The organism is Peptoniphilus koenoeneniae (assembly GCF_030812875.1).
GTDB classification, from domain to species: Bacteria; Bacillota; Clostridia; order Tissierellales; family Peptoniphilaceae; genus Peptoniphilus_B; species Peptoniphilus_B koenoeneniae.
Genome location: NZ_JAUSTN010000006.1, coordinates 128,971 through 147,457, shown reverse-complemented (window position 1 = coordinate 147,457; position 18,487 = coordinate 128,971). Strand labels below are relative to the sequence as shown.

19 protein-coding genes are annotated in these 18,487 nt (G+C 31.6%); 13 read left to right on the top strand and 6 right to left on the bottom strand.

The features are described from left to right. Positions 1–6: 6 nt before the first annotated feature. The 5 genes from J2S72_RS06855 to J2S72_RS06835 are packed head-to-tail and all read right to left on the bottom strand — an operon-like array spanning position 7 to position 5,686. Complete coding sequence (locus J2S72_RS06855) at positions 7–1,812, bottom strand: oligopeptide ABC transporter substrate-binding protein (RefSeq protein ID WP_307495229.1); 1,806 nt, start codon at positions 1,810–1,812, stop codon at positions 7–9. Between the two features lie 13 nt (positions 1,813–1,825). Further along, complete coding sequence (locus tag J2S72_RS06850; RefSeq protein WP_307495228.1) at positions 1,826–2,776, bottom strand: ABC transporter permease; 951 nt, start codon at positions 2,774–2,776, stop codon at positions 1,826–1,828. Between the two features lie 9 nt (positions 2,777–2,785). Continuing rightward, positions 2,786–3,748, bottom strand: a complete 963-nt coding sequence (gene opp4B / locus J2S72_RS06845; RefSeq protein ID WP_307495227.1) for an oligopeptide ABC transporter permease — start codon at positions 3,746–3,748, stop codon at positions 2,786–2,788. Continuing rightward, the gene (locus J2S72_RS06840) at positions 3,748–4,689 is read right to left on the bottom strand and encodes an ATP-binding cassette domain-containing protein (RefSeq protein ID WP_307495226.1); all 942 of its coding nucleotides are present in this window, start codon (positions 4,687–4,689) and stop codon (positions 3,748–3,750) included. Before J2S72_RS06840 ends, opp4B begins: the two co-directional genes overlap by 1 nt. Position 4,690: 1 nt before the next feature. After that, entirely contained in the window at positions 4,691–5,686 is a 996-nt protein-coding gene (locus tag J2S72_RS06835; RefSeq protein ID WP_023055680.1) for an ABC transporter ATP-binding protein, read from the bottom strand. 366 nt (positions 5,687–6,052) lie between these two features. Between J2S72_RS06835 and prfB the strand changes: the two genes are divergently transcribed. From prfB to J2S72_RS06800, 7 genes are all read left to right on the top strand, one after another. After that, positions 6,053–7,160, top strand: a protein-coding gene (gene prfB / locus J2S72_RS06830) for a peptide chain release factor 2 (protein ID WP_307495225.1) whose coding sequence is annotated in 2 segments (ribosomal slippage) — positions 6,053–6,130 and positions 6,132–7,160 — 1,107 coding nt in all. Because the reading frame shifts where the segments join, the coding sequence is not laid out codon by codon here. A 229-nt stretch (positions 7,161–7,389) separates the two neighbouring features. After that, complete coding sequence (gene infC, locus J2S72_RS06825; protein ID WP_307495224.1) at positions 7,390–7,941, top strand: translation initiation factor IF-3; 552 nt, start codon at positions 7,390–7,392, stop codon at positions 7,939–7,941. A gap of 11 nt (positions 7,942–7,952) precedes the next feature. Continuing rightward, on the top strand, positions 7,953–8,144 hold the full coding sequence (gene rpmI / locus J2S72_RS06820; protein WP_023055682.1) for a 50S ribosomal protein L35: 192 nt from the start codon (positions 7,953–7,955) through the stop codon (positions 8,142–8,144). 15 nt (positions 8,145–8,159) lie between these two features. Then, positions 8,160–8,510 (top strand): 50S ribosomal protein L20, encoded by a 351-nt coding sequence (gene rplT / locus J2S72_RS06815; protein ID WP_023055688.1) that lies wholly within the window; start codon positions 8,160–8,162, stop codon positions 8,508–8,510. A gap of 70 nt (positions 8,511–8,580) precedes the next feature. Next, positions 8,581–9,918, top strand: a complete 1,338-nt coding sequence (locus tag J2S72_RS06810) for a TrkH family potassium uptake protein (RefSeq protein ID WP_023055674.1) — start codon at positions 8,581–8,583, stop codon at positions 9,916–9,918. 4 nt (positions 9,919–9,922) lie between these two features. After that, positions 9,923–10,597 (top strand): potassium channel family protein, encoded by a 675-nt coding sequence (locus J2S72_RS06805; protein WP_023055685.1) that lies wholly within the window; start codon positions 9,923–9,925, stop codon positions 10,595–10,597. Between the two features lie 31 nt (positions 10,598–10,628). Then, the gene (locus J2S72_RS06800; protein WP_307495222.1) at positions 10,629–11,222 is read left to right on the top strand and encodes a DUF4342 domain-containing protein; all 594 of its coding nucleotides are present in this window, start codon (positions 10,629–10,631) and stop codon (positions 11,220–11,222) included. Positions 11,223–11,276: 54 nt separating this feature from the next. Here the strand turns inward: J2S72_RS06800 and J2S72_RS06795 are convergent, their stop codons facing one another. Continuing rightward, positions 11,277–12,776, bottom strand: a complete 1,500-nt coding sequence (locus J2S72_RS06795) for a helicase HerA-like domain-containing protein (RefSeq protein WP_307495221.1) — start codon at positions 12,774–12,776, stop codon at positions 11,277–11,279. A gap of 111 nt (positions 12,777–12,887) precedes the next feature. Between J2S72_RS06795 and J2S72_RS06790 the strand changes: the two genes are divergently transcribed. The 6 genes from J2S72_RS06790 to J2S72_RS06765 are packed head-to-tail and all read left to right on the top strand — an operon-like array spanning position 12,888 to position 18,475. Beyond that, the gene (locus tag J2S72_RS06790; RefSeq protein ID WP_023056515.1) at positions 12,888–13,241 is read left to right on the top strand and encodes an Asp23/Gls24 family envelope stress response protein; all 354 of its coding nucleotides are present in this window, start codon (positions 12,888–12,890) and stop codon (positions 13,239–13,241) included. A gap of 10 nt (positions 13,242–13,251) precedes the next feature. Then, a complete protein-coding gene (locus J2S72_RS06785) occupies positions 13,252–14,910 on the top strand; it encodes a DAK2 domain-containing protein (protein WP_307495220.1) in 1,659 nt (552 codons plus the stop codon). Between the two features lie 37 nt (positions 14,911–14,947). After that, positions 14,948–16,966 (top strand): ATP-dependent DNA helicase RecG, encoded by a 2,019-nt coding sequence (gene recG / locus J2S72_RS06780; protein ID WP_307495219.1) that lies wholly within the window; start codon positions 14,948–14,950, stop codon positions 16,964–16,966. Between the two features lie 48 nt (positions 16,967–17,014). Further along, positions 17,015–17,554 carry a 16S rRNA (guanine(966)-N(2))-methyltransferase RsmD gene (gene rsmD, locus J2S72_RS06775; protein WP_023056483.1) on the top strand — a complete coding sequence of 180 codons (540 nt, stop codon included), beginning with the start codon at positions 17,015–17,017 and terminating at the stop codon, positions 17,552–17,554. After that, positions 17,551–18,033 (top strand): pantetheine-phosphate adenylyltransferase, encoded by a 483-nt coding sequence (gene coaD / locus J2S72_RS06770; RefSeq protein WP_023056493.1) that lies wholly within the window; start codon positions 17,551–17,553, stop codon positions 18,031–18,033. Before rsmD ends, coaD begins: the two co-directional genes overlap by 4 nt. 1 nt (position 18,034) lies before the next feature. Continuing rightward, complete coding sequence (locus J2S72_RS06765; RefSeq protein ID WP_023056514.1) at positions 18,035–18,475, top strand: SPFH domain-containing protein; 441 nt, start codon at positions 18,035–18,037, stop codon at positions 18,473–18,475. Positions 18,476–18,487: the final 12 nt, after the last annotated feature.

Here is an 18,487-nt window from a genome sequence, read left to right as displayed (position 1 = left end):
TTAAAATTATTTTGCTTCAAAAGGAAGTGGTTTTTCAGCTGTAAGTTCTATGTTATTCCATCCCCAGTGACTTCCGTCATCAGATACTAAGAATTTATATTGTTTAACCCTGTTATTAACAGGAAGATAAACATAAGAGAATAGCATTGGAATCATAGGTGCTTCATCGTTTAAAGCTTTTTCAAATTCATGATAAGCTTCAAGTCTTACCTTATCATCAAGAGATTCATTAGATGCAATTTTCTTTAAAGCACTTTCAAGTTTTTCAGAAGTGTATCTTTGCATATTGAAAGGTGCCTCTGCTCCGTATAAGCTTGAAGGATCTGGGTTTGAAGCCATACCAAAAGCTGCAAAGAATACATCAATTCCTGGATCATCAGCTTCAACTCTGTCATAGAAATTATTTATATCTAAAAGTCTTCCATCAACAAGTTTTGCGTCTAAACCTATTTCTTTAAATTGTTGCAAGTAATATTGAGCAAGAGGTTCAGAAAGTTCATTTCCACTCATAGAAGCTACATTAATTGTAAGTTTTTCTCCCTTTGGATTTTCTCTTAAACCGTCATTGTCAGTATCTTTATATCCTGCATCATCAAGTAATTTTTTAGCCTTATCAAGATCATATTCATATCCTTTTATACTTTCATCATGAAGTTTTCCATATAGAGGAATAACAGGTCCTGTAGCTCTCCCTCTTAATCCATAATAGAATTTTTCGCCTATAGAATCTTTATCGATTGCATAACCCATAGCTTGTCTTAAATTAACATCAGCCATTTTAGCATTAGGATCAACTACAACTTTATTTGCTGCTGAATCCCATTTACCAAGCTTAAAGCCCATGTATGACATATAAAGATCTTGGTGACCTGCAAGCTTAATGTTGGTTAAATCTTTAAGGTCGTTATATACATCTGCGCCTATGTTTAGATATATATCAAAGTCTCCAGCTTTTATTGAAGCTACAGTTTGAGAAACTGGTAAAATTTTAATTTCAAGATTTTTAACTTTAGGAGCACCGTAGATATAGTGTTCATTTGCTACATAAGTAACACTTTCACCAGGAACTACTTTTGTTATTTGATATGGACCGTAAGAAAGTGGTTTTTTTCTTATAGCATCAGATTCAAATAATTTTGCCATAGGAATTCCTTCAACTTGTTTAGCGTTTGAGAATTCACTTATAATTCCACCGCCCCAAAGGATAGATGGAGTAAATTCTTTAAAGTGAATAATAAGCTTTGAATCGCTTACTTTTTCAAGTCCTGAAATTTTATCAGCTTTCTTTTGGTTATATTCTACTATTCCTTCGACATTTTTAAGGTCAGAATCAAATCTTGTTGCTTTTGATGCAATAATAAAATCTTGGTTAGCAGTGATTTCATAAGTTTTAATTATGTCATCAGTTGTTACTGTATCACCATTTGACCATTTGAAATCAGGATTAATTTCAAGAGTGGCAGTTTTTGCTTTTTCATCAAATGAAAGATTAATTGGAGTAGTTTTATCATTTGTTATAAGTTTTAATTCATCATCAATAGGAAATGCTCCTGCCATAGTATTTTGCATAAGCATCCAGTCATTATTATCAGAATATAAGAATGGGTGCAAAATACCCTTAAATGGTGAGTCACTTATTGAAGCAACTTTTAGAGTTTGAGTTGAGCCATCAATAGCATCTCCTTCATTTTCTATAACTTCCGGGAATTTACTTGTGTCTGCAGATTTGCCTTCGCTTGAAGCGGGACCGCAGGCAGTCAGTAACATGGCAAGTCCAAGAAAAAGAGATACTTTCTTTAGGATTTTTTTCATAATATACCTCCTGTTATCCTAATCTTTGTCTTGCATCAGAAGCACGACGCAGTGCTTGACCGATGTAATTTATACACAGCATCATAAACAATATAAGTAAAGATGCGGGTACCCATACAAATAATTTACTTTGAATAATTTCAGGTCTTCTTGCAAGAGCAATAAGAGTTCCAAGTGAAGGAACATTGGCAGGAAGCCCGAAACCTAAAAAGGAAAGTGTTGTTTCTATACCGATATTGCCTGCAAGGGCAAGAGTTGAATCAACAATTATGATTGAAGAAATATTTGGAAGTATTCCATTAAACATAATTTTTAAATCACTTGTTCCCAAAGTCTTTGAAGCATTTACATAATCACGTTTAGCTTCTGAAAGAGCTTTTGATCTTACAAGCCTTGCAGTGCCTATCCAATAGAAGACACTCATAATAAATACAAAAGTAACAACGTTATAAGTTGGAACTATTGTTACAAATACAATAATTATCATTAAAATCGGAAGAAGTGAAATAAAATCTACAATTCTCATAATTATAGAATCTACAATTCCTCCTTTGTAGCCTACAAAAAGACCTACAAAAAGACCTACGATTGTAGTTATTATTGTTACGGCAAATCCTATTAAAATGGAGTTTCTTGCACCAACAATAGTAAGGGCAAGAACACTACGACCGCCGGCTTCTTTTCCGAATATATTCCATATGCTTTGGAAATTTGGATAAGCATATTTTTCAAAAATATCAACCTTAGTTGTTGTTTCCGAATTAATAAAAGCTGATGTGATGAAAATAAAAGCAAAGAATATTACAAATATCCAAAAAGAAAACATGGCAACTTTATCTTTTTTAAATTCTTTTACTATTACTTTAAAACCCATAGGGTTTTCAACTTTATCATCTTTTTCCATTTTTTCACCCGCATTATTAGAAGCAGGAGTTTTTAAAATTTCATCTTTTTGTTTTTTCATGATGTCCTCCTATTCTATTCTTATTCTCGGGTCAACTATGCTCATAATAATATCGGATAATAAAGAACCTAAGAGGTTCAACAAGCCGAAGAGCATAATTAAAGCATTAACTGTAGGAAAATCTCTTGTAACTATGGAATCTATAAAAAGATTGCCCATTCCTGGATAATTAAAAATTGATTCCGCAATTATAGATCCTCCAAGAAGACCTGTTATTTGAAAACCGAAGAAGGCTGCAATAGGTAAAAGGGAGTTTCTGAAAATGTGATGAGTGTAAACCTTATTCATAGGAACACCCTTTGAACGAGCAGTTTTTACATAATCTTCAGTTTTAGCATCTATAATTTCATTTCTCAAATATTGAATGGTTCCTGTTGTAGATAAAATTGCTATACAGGAAGCAGGCATAATTAAGTGATAAAATTTACTTAAAACATAACTTAAAGTTCCCGGATTTAAAGATGAATCAACACTACCCATGGTAGGGAACCATTTTAAAGTATATCCGAAAAATAAAATGGCAAATAAATAAAGTACAAAAGATGGCATAGCGTAGGAAATAAAATTGTAAAGAACAACTCCCTTATCAAATTTTGAACCTTGATATTTTCCTGAAAATATGCCAAGGGGAAGAGCAATTATATACATTAAGATCAAGGCAAATAAAGAAAGATTAAAAGTATTTATAGCTCTTGAACCTATTACTCTTGTTACAGGTTGTTTATACTGAGTACTTATTCCAAAATCACCCTTAAAAGCATTTGTAATCCACCTTCCATATTGAACATGCCAAGGATCATACCAACCGGAATCTCTTCTTAATTGTTCAATTACACTTGCATCAGTGTTTGGACCTATAGATCCTGTAAGGGCATCTCCAGGCATAAACTTTGCAAGAATAAAAATTAAAACGCTTAAAATAAAAAGTTGAGGTATCATTAGCAGAATTCTACGAAGAACTGTTTTCCACATTATTTTTCCCCTCCCTTTCTAAGTGCAACATAATGAGTATCCGTAATTTGCTTTAAGGGATAAACTCTGTTGTTTTCATCATAATATAGGTTGTACTGTTCACTGTATTCTTTTTCAACTTCAGCTCTTTTTTCCTTTAATTCCTCTTTTAGAGTGGGATCTGTTTCTGGAATTGAGGCTATAAGTTTTCTTGTGTAAATATGTTTCGGATTATTATAAATATCTTCACGAGTGCCTGCTTCTACAAATCTTCCTCTGTGCATAATATAAATGTAATCGCACATATGTCTTACAACACCAAGGTCGTGAGAAATAAAAATATAAGTTAAATTAAAATCCTTTTGAATTTTTTTCATGTAATTTAAAACTTGAGCTTGAACTGAAAGGTCAAGGGCACTTACAGGCTCATCTGCAACAATCAATCTGGGATAGCAAGCTATACTTCTTGCAACTCCGATTCTTTGTCTTTGACCGCCTGAAAATTCATGGGGATACTTATAGATAGATTCAGCAGGCATACCTACTATGTGAAGAAGTTCAATTATTCTGTCATACTCTTCTTCTTTTGAAAGATCTTCAAAATTACGAATAGGTTCACCAATAATATCTATAACTCTTTTTTTAGGATCAAGACTGCTCATAGAATCTTGAAAGATCATTTGAACATCTTTATTGTAATTTATACTTTTTCTAACACTTTTTTTTGTTACGTCATTATTTTCATAAATAATTTCACCGCTTGTTACAGGTTCAAGACCTACAATAGCTTTTCCTATAGTAGATTTACCTGAGCCGCTTTCTCCAATAAGACCTATTGTCTTACCTTCATCGATAACCATATTTACACCGTCAACGGCGTAGACGTAATCTATTATTTTATTAAAAAATCCGCCCTTAATGGGGTAGTGAATTTTTAAATCTTTTACTTCAATTAAACTCATATTAGACCTCATAATCAAACTTAAAATGTTTATAGCAAGTGCATCTTACAAAATGTCCTTCACTTACTTCATGTAAGCTTGTATTTTCTTCGTGAGCTTCTTTTGGAATCCAAGGAATACGAGGAGCAAATCTGCAACCATTTCTTGGTAAATTTTTAAGAGTAGGAACCATTCCTTGAATAACATGAAGATCTTCAGACTCAGAATCTTTTTGGGGAATTGAATTTAAAAGAGATCTTGTGTAAGGATGTAAAGGATTTTTAAAAAGTTCTTTAACTTCTGCAAGCTCAACAATTTCGCCAGCATACATAACAGCTACACGATCTGCCATTTGTGCAACAACACCAAGGTCGTGAGTGATTAAAATAATACCTGCATGAATTTCATTTTGAATATCAAGCATAAGGTCCAATATTTGCGCTTGAATCGTTACATCAAGAGCAGTGGTTGGCTCATCAGCAATCATGATCTTAGGTTTACAAGCAAGAGCAATAGAAATAATAACTCTTTGTCTCATACCTCCTGAAAGCTGGTGGGGAAACTGCCTCATAATTCTTTTAGGATTTTCAATTCCTACACGAGTCAGCAACTCTTCAACTCTTTCTAAACGTTGTTTTTCATCTAAATCAGTATGATAAATAAGTGCTTCTTCAATTTGAGCACCTATTCTTTGAAGAGGATTAAGAGCTGAAAGAGGATCTTGAAAGATCATCCCGATTTTTCCGCCACGTATTTTGTTATATTCATCCTCACTATTTTCCAATATGTTTTTACCTTCAAAAATAACTTGCCCGCTTACACGAGTATAGTTAAAATCATGAAGACCCATAATTGTAGTTGCAAGAGTAGATTTACCGCAACCGGATTCTCCTACAATTGCAAGAACTTCATCAGAATATAGGGACAAATTTACATCATCAACAGCATCGTAATACTCATCGCCAATTCTAAAGGCCGTATGAAGGTCTTTGGTTTCCAGTAATACTTCTTTGTCCATTATATAACTCCATTCTGTTTTATATATTGTATCTATTATATCATTTTTACTAAAGGTAAAATATAGCATTAATATGCAAATACTCTGCTATAATGAAATTAATTTCACTTTAGCATGATACACTTTATTTAATTATAAATTTAAATCTATCATTAATCAATTAAGCCTAGTAATAGGTTAAAAGCTTTTTCATAAAAAATTTAAATTATAAATAAATTTTAAATAATATTTTACTTTAAATTGATAGCAATGTTAAGTAGAAATTTGCTAAAAATAAAAAAATATAAAAAAAATTATTTTTTTAAAATTAATAAAATTGCATAATGTTATTTTTGCAAATATAATATTAGAAAAGGAGTGATGAAAATGGAACAAAACATCTACCTTGACAAGGAAAGCCTAAATGAGGCGAAAACCTTAGTGGAAAGTCTTGGTGAATCTCTTTAACTTATCTGAATTAAAAGAAAAAGTTAAAGAATTAAATAAACTTCAAATGGAGCCTGATTTTTGGAATGATGGACAGAAAGCTCAAAAAATAATAAGAGAAAGCAATCACTATAATTCAAAAATTGAAAAGTACAATAAAATTATGAAATTAATAGAAAGTGCCGAAGATTATTTAACTCTTATGGAAATTGAGGAAGATTATTCTGCCTATGATGAATTTAAAAATCAGCTGAATGAAATTGAAAAAGAAGCAAATGAATTTAAACTTGAAACAATTTTAAACGGTGAATATGACGGAAATGATGCAGTTCTTTCAATTCATGCAGGAGCAGGAGGAACAGAAGCTCAAGATTGGGCGGATATGCTTCTTAGAATGTATACAAGATATGCAGAAAGAAAAGGGTTTTCTGTTGAAGTACTGGATATGTTAAAAGAAGATGAAGCTGGAATAAAATCAGCAACTCTTTTAATAAAAGGGGACAATGCCTATGGATATTTCAAAAGTGAAAAGGGAGTCCATAGACTTGTAAGAATATCTCCCTTTGATGCAAATAAAAGAAGGCACACATCTTTTTCATCTGTTGATGTGTTTCCGCAACTTGATGAAGTTAACGACATAGATATAAAGGCGGAAGATTTAAAAATTGACACTTATCGCTCAAGTGGAGCAGGAGGTCAACACGTAAACACAACAGACAGTGCAGTAAGAATTACACACATTCCCACGGGAATTGTAGTTCAGTGTCAAAATGAAAGAAGCCAAATTCAAAATAGGGAAACTGCAATGAATATGTTAAAGGCAAAATTAATTGCCCTTGCAGAAGAGGAACAAAAAGAAAAAATTGACGATCTTCAAGGAAATTATTCGCAAATAGCTTGGGGTTCTCAAATAAGATCTTATGTTTTTCAACCATACACCATGGTAAAAGATCATAGAACATCAACAGAAGTCGGAGACATTAACAGAGTTATGGATGGAGATTTAGACGACTTTATATATAGTTACCTTCAATCAAAGGTAAAATAATAAATTAAACCTTAACATTTTTTGTTAAGGTTTTTTAAATAAAACAAAAATGCTTCACCTAGAGCATAAAAAATATTTATAAAAAATATAAATAAAACATTTGACAAAAAAGAATAAATCGTATATATTAGTTAAGTATTTAAAGAAGAAGTCCGCTTCTCACCTTACGCTTAGGGTTTAAGGTTATTTTAAAATATTCTTTGGATTATTTTTATTTTTGCGGGCTTATATGCCCGTTATTTTTTTATGGAGGTGCTTAGAAATTAAAGAGCTTCAAATTAATGAAGAAATTAGAGATAAGGAAGTACGACTTATTGATGCTGACGGCAATCAATTAGGTGTCGTTGCTACCGGACGTGCTATTGAGATGGCAATTGATAAGAAACTTGATATTGTTAAGGTTGCGCCACAGGCAAAACCACCTGTTTGTAAAATTATGGATTATGGAAAATACAGATACGAGCTTATCAAGAAGGAGAAAGAATCAAGAAAAAAACAACATGTTATAAGTATAAAGGAAATGAGACTTACTCCGAGCATTGAACATCACGACTTGAATACTAAGGCCAACAGAGTAAAAGAATTTCTTTCAAAAGGCGATAGAGTAAAGGTTTCTGTACGTTTTAGAGGTAGAGAAATGGGTCATACTGAAATTGGAAGAGAAGTTCTTGATAAGTTTGTTGAACTTGTTTCTGAGTACGGTGTTGTAGATAAAAAGCCAAAAATGGAAGGCAGAAACATGACTATGTTTTTGTCTCCAATCACAGATAAAGAAAATTAAGGAGGAATATCATGGGTAAGATGAAAACTCACAGAGCGTCTGCTAAGAGATTTAAAAGAACAGGCTCAGGTAAAATAAAAAGATTTTTTGCTTATAAAGGACATTTAACAGGCAAAAAAACACAAAAGAGATTAAGAAAATTAAGAAAGTCCGCAATAATTTCTAAGGGAGACCAAAAGAGAATCAATAATATGATTCCTTAATGATGGAGGTTAAAAATGGCAAGAATTAAAAGAGGCGTAAACGCCAGAAAAAGACATAAAAATATTTTAAAGCAAGCTAAGGGTTATTTCGGTGCAAAATCAAAATTATTCAGACCGGCTAACCAAGCTGTTATGAAATCTTTAAGCTATGCTTATATTGGCAGAAAGCAAAGAAAAAGAGATATGAGAAAACTTTGGATTACAAGAATTAATGCCGCTTGCAGAATTAACGGTATAAGCTATTCAAAGTTTATAAATGGTCTTAAAAAACAAAATGTTGAAATTAACAGAAAAATGTTATCAGAGCTTGCAATCAATGATCCTTCAGGATTTGCAAAGATTGCTGAACTTGCAAAAAATAACTAATAAAAATTACTGCTTAATAGGCAGTTTTTTTATTGTGTTTTTTAATTTAAACAAGTGATAAAATAGGTATATGAAAAAATTTTACGAAAAATTATCAAAAAATCCTCCAATATTATTAGGAATATCTTTTGTCTTTGTAATTTTATTGGGTGCAGTTCTTCTTACTTTGCCGATTTCTACAAAAAACGGAGAGGGAGTCAGTTTTGTAGATGCGCTTTTTACAGCAAGCTCTGCGACGGCGGTAACAGGACTTACAACTTTAAACACTCAGCTAACCTGGTCAGCCTTTGGAAATGTTGTGATAATTTCCTTAATACAAATAGGCGGTCTTGGTACTATGACAATATTTTCCATTGGAGTGGTCCTCTTAGGAAAAAAAGTTTCTTTGCAGCAAAGACTTATAATTCGTGAGCAATTAAATATAAGTTCTATGAAGGGGATTGTAAGATGGCTTTTATATGTTACAAAAATAACCTTTTTAATTGAATTTATAGGAGCAAGTTTACTTTCTTTGGCCCTCGTTCCAATGTATGGATTAAAAAAGGGAATTTTATTTTCACTTTTTCATTCAATTTCAGCCTTTTGTAATGCGGGATTTGACTTGTTTGGTGATAGTTTAGCTCCTTTTTACAACAATTATTATGTAAGTCTTATTATTTGTTTTCTTGTAATATTGGGAGGGCTTGGTTTTTTAGTTTTTCTTGATATTTACGAGACAAGAAATTTTAAATATTTAAAACTTCATTCAAAGGTAGTTATAATATTTTCTATAGGACTTTTAATTTTCGGTACAATAATAACTTTAGTTCTTGAATGGACAAATAAGGATACAATAGCTTTAATGAACTTTCCTCAGAAAATTTTGGCAAGCTTTTTCCAATCAACTGTAACGAGGACAGCGGGTTTTTATTCTGTTGACATAGGAAAGGTTCATGATGCAACGGCTTTTTTATATATAATTCTCATGTTTATAGGAGGAAGCCCTGCATCAACAGCGGGTGGACTTAAAACTACAACATTTGCAATTTTAATTTTTGCAACTTACTTTACTTTAAAAGGAGAAAAGGAAACTGTTGTATTTAAAAGAACCATATCAAGACAGACGGTTATAAGGGCTCTTACTGTAGTAATAGTATCACTTGGAGTAGTTATTATAGTTGCTCTTACAATAACAATAATAGAAACGGACAGATTTAAATTTTTAGATATTTTATTTGAAACGGTATCGGCATTTGGAACTGTAGGAATGTCACGAGGAATAACATCGGATCTTTCTACAGCATCAAAACTTATAATTTCATTTACAATGTTTACAGGAAGAGTTGGGCCGGCAACTCTTGCAATGGGATTATTAAAAACAAAAAAAACTTCAATAAAATATCCTGAAGGAAATATATTAGTAGGGTGAAAAAATGAAATCATATGTTATTTTTGGTTGTGGAAGATTTGGATCGGCAATTGCAAAAACTCTTGTTGATCTTGGAAATGAAGTAATGATAGTTGATGAAGATATGAGTAAACTTGAAACAATAGCAGATAATGTTACAACTGCTATACAAGCGGATCTTTTAGATGAAGCTGAAACATCTTCAATAGGTTTAAATAATTTTGACGGAGCTGTAGTTGCTATAGGCTCAAATTTCGAAGCGGCAATAATGGCAACAGTACTTGCTAAAGAAGCGGGGATTCCATATATTGCAGTAAAAGCTGTAAGTAACAGACAAGGTCTTATACTTAAAAGGGTAGGGGCTACAAAGGTTATTTATCCTGAAAGAGATATGGGAATAAGAGTTGCAAGAGATCTTAGCAAATCAAAATTAGTTGATTATATTGAACTTGGTTCAAATTATTCCATTGCAAAATTTGATTCGCTTCCTGAGTGGTGGAATAAAAGTTTAATAGATTTAAATTTTAGAAAAAAATATAAAGTTACAGTTCTTGCAATGGAAAGAAAAGAAGATGGGAATTTGGTTGATCCAAGTCCTGACACTATAATTAAAAAAAACGATGTTCTTGTTATTATAGGTCATGTTGAAAATTTACAAAAACTTGAAAAAAAAGCAATAAAAGAAGAAGAAAAAATTTAAAACTTGGGTATACTAATAACGAGGTGATTAAATGATAACACTTGAATCAATTGATTATGTAATTAACATGACAGGCGCAAGCTATGATGATGTAAGAGTTGCTCTTCTTGAAGCTGACGGAAATGTAGATAAAGCAATTAAATTAATAAATGAAAGAGGGCAAGGTACAAAGACTAAAGAAGAACAAAAAGAAGAAGAAAAAAGCGGAAAAAGTTGGAGAGAATATACAAGTAAGACAATTGGACACGTTCAACAATCTTTAGATGAAATTCTTGACGGCATTAAAGATATTTTAAAAAAGGGAAATGCAAGGAAACTTTTAATTGAAAAAGATGGAGAAACGGTGCTTTCTCTTTCCTTAACAGTTTCAGCAATAGGATTTGTTATAAATCCTATAGTTGCCATATTAGGAGTTGGAGCAGCCCTAACAAGCGAATATGATTTTAAAATAATAATGGAAGATGGTTCAACAATTGATGTCAAAGAATACATTAAAAACAAAAAAGAGGACATCGAAAATAAAGTTGATGAAAAAGTTGAAGATTTGAAAAAAGAAGAAAACAAAGAAGACGATCAAATAATCATTGATGCTGGAGAAGAAGAATCTCAAAAGAAAGAAAAATAAAATAAAAAAAGATAGTTGCAAATTTTGCAACTATTTTTTTTATTTTATTTTTTATTATCTTTTTTTAATTGATCCTAAAATTCCCCTTGCAATTTCACGACCTATGCTTCTTGTTACAGTTCCTAAAATGGAATCAATACCCTTATCTAAATATGATTTTTTAGGTCTTGAAGAACTTCTATTTTGAGAATTATATTGCCTATCAAGTTCTTTTTCTTTTCTTTCAAATTCTTCTCTTTTCTTTTGAAAGTCTTCTTCTCTTTGTTTTTCCAACTCATCCCTTTTAATTTTCTCGTTTAAAATTTCATAAGCACTTTCTCTATCAAAGGAATCCTTATATTTATTATATAGAGGTGAATTTTTAATTAAATCTTCATATTCAGAATCACTTAAAGTTTCAAAAGAAGAATGAGGAGGCAAAATAATTGCCTTATCTGCAAAGGTGGGGGCTCCGTTTTCATCAGCAAAAGAAACAATAGCTTGGCCTGTTTTTAAAGAGATAAGCTCTTCTTTAATATCTATTGAGCCATCTTGTCTAAAAGTATCTGCAACAGCATTTATAGCCTTTAATTCCTTAGGAGAGTAGGCTCTTAATTGATGTAAAATCCTATTTGCCAGTTGAGAAGAAATTTCTTCAGGTATATCCAAAGGATTTTGGCTTATAAAAAATATTCCAACACCCTTACTTCTTACAAGTCTTACAATTTGGATTATTTTATTTTTTAAAATATCAGGAACATTATTAAATAATAAGTGAGCTTCATCAAAGAAAAATACAAGTTTCGGTTTATCTAAATCACCAACTTCTGGGAAATTTTCATAAATTTCAGAAAGAAGGTATAGAAGGAGCATGGAATATAAAATAGGATTTGAAATTAATTTATCTGCTTGAAGAATATTTACAAAACCTCTACCTTGACTGTCAGTTTTTAAAAAATCATTTATATCTATGGCAGGTTCTGCAAAAAATAAATCTCCGCCGGAATCTTCTATATATAAAAGTTTTCTTTGAATTGCACCAAGGCTTTGACTTGTAACATTTCCAAACTCTTTTGTGATTTCAATTTTATTTTCGTCAACATAATTTATAACTTGTTTTAAATCTTTTAAGTCAATAAGTAAAAGTCCGTTTTTATCAGCAACTTTAAAAACAATATTTAAAACACCCATTTGAGTATCATTAAGACCAAGTATATTTGAAAGCATAAGAGGGCCCATTTCAGAAACGGTAATTCTTAAAGGAATCCCCTTTTTCATATAAATATCCCAAATATTTAAAGGATAATTTTTAAATTCAAAATTTTCAATTTTTAAAGTATTTAATCTTTCTATAATTTTTTCATTATTTTTACCTGCTTTTGCAATATTTGCAAGATCTCCTTTAACATCAGCAAGAATACATGGCACTCCATTATCTGAAAGTCCTTCTGCAAGAACTTTAAGACTTACTGTTTTTCCAGTTCCAGTTGCACCGCTAATAAGCCCATGCCTATTAATTTTATTTAGAAGAATATAGTTTTCTTTCTGACCTTTTCCAATTAAAATTTTATCCATATAAACCCCCTGACCATAATATATCAATATAAGGAGAAGGGAGCAAGTTTTTTTTCCTTGGGATTTCTGTTATAATATTAGAAAATAGAATTAAATTAGGAGGTGAGCTAAATGCCGGCTGTTATAAATAGAGAAATGGGTAGTATAATAATTGAAAATAACGTACTTGCATCAATTGCGGGCATGTCTGCAATGGAAAGTTACGGTATAGTCGGTATGGCATCAAAAAATGCCACGGACGGTTTACTTGAACTTTTAAGATTTGAAAATATTTCCAAAGGTATAAAAGTTATTACTGATGACGATAAATTAGTTATAGAACTTCATGTAGTTTTAGAATACGGAGTAAGAATCTCAACAGTAGGTCAAAATATTATTGATAATGTTAAATTCCGTATAAAAGAACTCACTAATTTAGAACCTGACCAAGTGTCAGTAATTGTTGAAGGGATTAGAATAAAGTAAGAGAGGAAAAATGGATATAGAAAAAATTGACGGTAATTTATTGAAATCAGCTTTTGCAGGAGCAGTAAATTATCTTTTATTAAATAAAGACCATGTCAATGCTCTTAATGTATTCCCTGTGCCCGATGGAGATACAGGTACAAATATGAGTTTGACTTCAAAGTCTGCTATTAAGATGGTTGAAAAGACAGAATCAAAGGATGTTCACGAAATTGCCATGGCGGCTGCAAGGGGTTCACTTATGGGAGCAAGGGGTAACTCAGGAGTTATTCTTTCCCAATTTTTAAGAGGATTTGCAGAAGGACTTACAGATGTAAAAGAAATAGGTATAAGAGAACTTGCCTACGCCCTAAAAAAAGCATCGGATACAACTTATAAGGCTGTTATGAAACCCACTGAAGGAACTATTCTTACAGTAGGTCGTGAAACAAGTGATTTTGCAATTAAAAATTATAAAAAATATAGGGACCTTAAAAGTTTCGGAAGGGACTTAGTAAAAGAAGCTTACATTTCTCTTGAAAAGACTCCTGAAAAACTTAGCGTTTTAAAGGAAGCGGGAGTAGTGGATTCAGGGGGAGCAGGTCTTGTATATTTACTGGAAGGAGCTTATAAAACTCTTTGCGGTGAAAAGATTCAGTCTGTTGAAGAAGATGAACAATTAAAAAATAAAAAGCAAAAAGAAATTCACTTAAATGAAGAATTTAACGAAGAATTAGAATTCGGATATTGCACAGAATTTGTAATTTCTACAAATTATGAAGATATAGATTCTTTTAAAGAAAAACTTTCACCTCTTGGAGACTGCCTTTTAGTAGTAGGAGGCAGCGGAACAGGAGTTATAAAAGTTCACGTTCACACAAATAACCCAGGAAAAGCTCTTGAATATGCAGTGGAACTTGGTCAATTGCAAGATATTAAAATTGACAACATGAGATATCAACATAGGGAAACTTTATTTGATGAAGCTCAAGTTCAAGCAGCAAAAAAAGAAAATAAAGAAGTAAAAATAGATAAAGATTACTCTTTCATTGCAGTTTCCATGGGAGAAAAAATGAATGAAGTTTTCAAAAGCTTAAATATAGATTATATAGTTGAAGGTGGACAAACAATGAATCCTTCAACGGAAGATTTCATGAAAGCAATTGATAAATGTAGTGGAAAAACTATTTTTATAATTCCAAATAATTCAAATATAATTCTTGCTGCAGAACAAGCACAAAAATTATCTGAAAGAAATGTAATAGTTATTCCATCAAAATCAATTCCTGAAGGAATATCTGCAATAGTTGAATTTAATCCGAATTTAAGTCCTGAAGAAAATGAAAAGAACATGAAAGATTATATGGCTACAGTAAAATCAGCTCAAGTAACTTATGCAGTTCGTGATACTGTTTCTGAAGGAAGACAAATAAAGAAAGATGAAATAATAGGAATTACAGGAAAGAGGATAGTATCTTTCGGTAAAGATATAAATGAAGTTGCCTTTAAATTAATTGAAGAAATGGTTGATGAAGATTCATCAGTTATAACTATATATTATGGCAATGGTTTAAAAGAAGAGGACACAAAAGAACTTTTAGAAAGACTTGAAGAAAGTTTTGACGAACAAGACATAGAGTTAGTAGAAGGTTCACAGCCTCTATACTATTATATAATTGCAGTAGAATAAGCGGGTTTTTGCCTGCTTATTTTTTTAGGTGATAAATATGAAATTAGAAGATTCCATAGAAAAAATAAAAGGTGTTGGGCCAAAAAAAGCCCAGGTTTTAAAAAAATTAAAAATAGAAAAAGTAGAAGACCTGGCAAATTATTTTCCCAGATCCTATGAAGATATGAGTCAAATAAAAAACCTTAATCAAGTTTTTGATGGAGAAAAAGCTGCCTTAAAATTAAAAGTCTATGAAGAGCCAAGATTTCTTTATAAAAACAGACTTAAAATGATGACTGTTCCTATGACTGATGGAAAAGATAGGGCAGATGTAACATTTTTTAACTCAAATTTTTTAAAACCTCAATTTCAAATAAATAGGGAATTTTATTTATATGGGAAAATAAAAAAATTCAGAGGAAGCTATCAAATTTCCATGCCAATCTATGAACCCTTAAATAAAAAAAATAAAATAGGAAAAATAGTTCCCTATTACCCGCTGACTAAAGAAATAAGCAACAACGAATTAATAAAACTCACAGACTTAGTCTTAAAAGAATTGAATTTTGAAAATATAATTCCTGAAAATTTAATAGAAAAATATAAGCTTTTAGAAAGAGATAAAGTTATAAGACAGCTACACAGACCCTCTGATGAAAATCTTTTTGATCTTGCAAGAAAGACCTATGCCTTTGAAGAATTTTTAGTTTATTTAACGGGTCTTATGAGCCTAAAAAAAGAAAAAGAAGAAATAACTAGAGAGGCCTTTAAAAACTTTGGCTTGGAAGAACTTTATAAAAAAATTCCCTTTGAACTTACAAATTCACAAAAAAAAGTAGTGGAAGAATCTATAGAAGACCTTTCACAAAAAAGACCTATGTCCAGACTTATACAAGGAGATGTAGGAAGCGGAAAAACTATAGTTGCCATGATTTTAATGTATCTTGCCTTTATTAACGGATGTCAATCAGCCCTAATGGCTCCAACTGAAATACTTGCAAAGCAGCACTATGAAAACTTTAAAAATATTTTAGGGGACTTGGGAGTAAATATAAGCCTTTTAACAGGAAGTGATACTGCAAAAAAAAGACAGGAAAGTCTTCAAGGCTTAAAAGAAGGCACAATAAACATGGTTGTGGGAACTCACGCACTTTTTTATGAAAATGTTGAATTTAAAAACCTAGGGCTCACAGTAATAGATGAGCAACACAGATTTGGAGTTGAACAGAGAAAAAAACTTGCAGAGAAGGGAATAAACACTCTTATTATGACTGCAACGCCTATACCAAGGACTCTTGCTTTAACAATTTACAATGATCTTGATATTTCAACCATAGATACCATGCCTGAAGGAAGACAGAAGATAGAAACTTTCACCATAGGACCTCAAGGACTTATAAAAAGTTTGGAATTTATAAAAACTGAGCTATTAAAAAATCACCAAGCCTATGTAGTTTGTCCCATGATAGATGAAAATGAAAACCTTGATCTTTCCAGTGTAAATAAAGTTTATAGGGAAATTGTAAAATACTATAAAGATTATAAGGTTGGACTTTTGCATGGCCAGATGAAGGCAGAAGAAAAAGAAAAAGTTATGGAAGACTTTGCAAAAAATAAAATAAATATTTTAGTTTCTACAACTGTTGTTGAAGTGGGCGTTAATGTAAAAAATGCAACAGTAATTTTAATAGTTAATGCTGAAAGGTTTGGCCTATCCCAGCTTCACCAACTAAGAGGAAGAGTTGGCAGAGGAAAGGATAAGGGATATTGTATTTTATACAATAAAAGCTCTTCAGATATAGCTCTTGAAAGAATGAAAGTATTAAATTCATCAACAGACGGATTTTATATAGCCAAACAGGATTTGCTTTTAAGGGGAACAGGAGATATATTCGGCCTAAGACAATCGGGAATACCGGAATTTAAATTTGCAGATCCTCTTAATGATAAAGTCATACTGGAAAAAGTCTTAGATGAAAGTTCAAAGATACTAAGGGAAGATCCACAACTAAAATCTGAAAAAAATAAAAATTTAAAAAGAGCAATAGATAAACTTTTGTCTGCAAAAGCTAATTAAATTGTTACTTTTCAACATTTATGTTAAAATGTAAATTATTGGAGGAATATGAGAGTAATTGCCGGAACAGCTAAGGGTTTTAAACTTTTTTCACCTAAAGATGAAAGTATAAGACCTACAGTTGATAGAGTTAAAGAATCAGTTTACAATATATTAGGTCAATATTTTGAAGGTTTGGATGTCCTTGATTTATTTGCAGGCTCAGGTGCCAATGGAATAGAATTTCTATCAAGGGGAGCAAATCTTGCAATCTTTATAGATGCATCTGAAGAAGCTATAAAAATAATAAACAAAAATCTTGAACATACAAAACTTAAAGAAAAAGCTCAAGTTTTTAAGATGGACTACAAAAGATTTTTAAAGACCACAAATGATAAATTCAACTTTATATATTTGGATCCACCCTTTGAAGATTTGCATAAATATAAAACAGCTTTGAGGATAATAAGAGAGCGTTCTCTTTTAAAAGAAAAGGGTCTTGTCATAGCAGAAGTCGAAAAGACAAAAAAAATAGATTCTGAAGGCTATGAGATGGTTCAGAAAAGAGATTACGGTAACACTTCCATATTATTTTTTGAAATTTTATGAAAGCAATATACGCAGGAAGCTTTGACCCTATAACTTACGGTCATTTAGATATAATAAAAAGAGCAAAAAACATATTCGGAGAGGTAATTGTCGCAGTACTTAACAATGTAAACAAAAAGGGACTTTTTACCGTTGAAGAAAGAATGGACCTTATAAGAAAAGTCTTAGGCGACGATCCAGATATAGAAATTGACTCTTTTACAGGTCTTTTAGTAGACTATGCAAAGAAAAAAAACTGTAAAGTAGTAGTAAGAGGTTTAAGAACGGCATCGGATTATGAAAATGAGTATGCCGTAGCTACGGCAAACATGCACTACAAGGGAGGAGTTGAGACCATATTTTTACTTTCATCAAGTAAAAATGTATTTGTAAGCTCAACTTTGGCAAAAGAAGTTGCAATGTTTGACGGTGATTTAAGTTTATTTGTACCTGATATAATAGGTGAAGAAATGAAGAAAAAATTAAGTAGGAGGGTTTAGTATGACACTTATGGAATTAGTTGATGAGTTGGAAGAACTTGTAGAAAAATCAGGAAGTATTCCTTTAACAGGAAAGGCAATGCTTGATAAAGAAGAAGTTCTTGAAATCATACATGATATAAAAAGTGAAATACCAACAGAGGTAAAAGAAGCAAAACAAATTTCATCAGACAGAGATTCAATAATTAATGAAGCCCACGCAGAAGCTGATAAAATTTTAGCAGCTGCAAGATCTCATGCAGAAGAAATAATAAGAGAAGACGAGCTGGTATTAAAAGCAAATGCAAGAGCAGAAGAAATATTAAAAAGCGCAAACGAAGAGTCACAACAAATAAGAGAAGGCGCAAGAGATTATGCTGACGGATTATTGGAAAACACCCAAACAAATCTTTCAGAAATAATAAAAATGTTAAACGATAACAGACAGGAACTTAGGGGCTAACTCAAGTTCCTT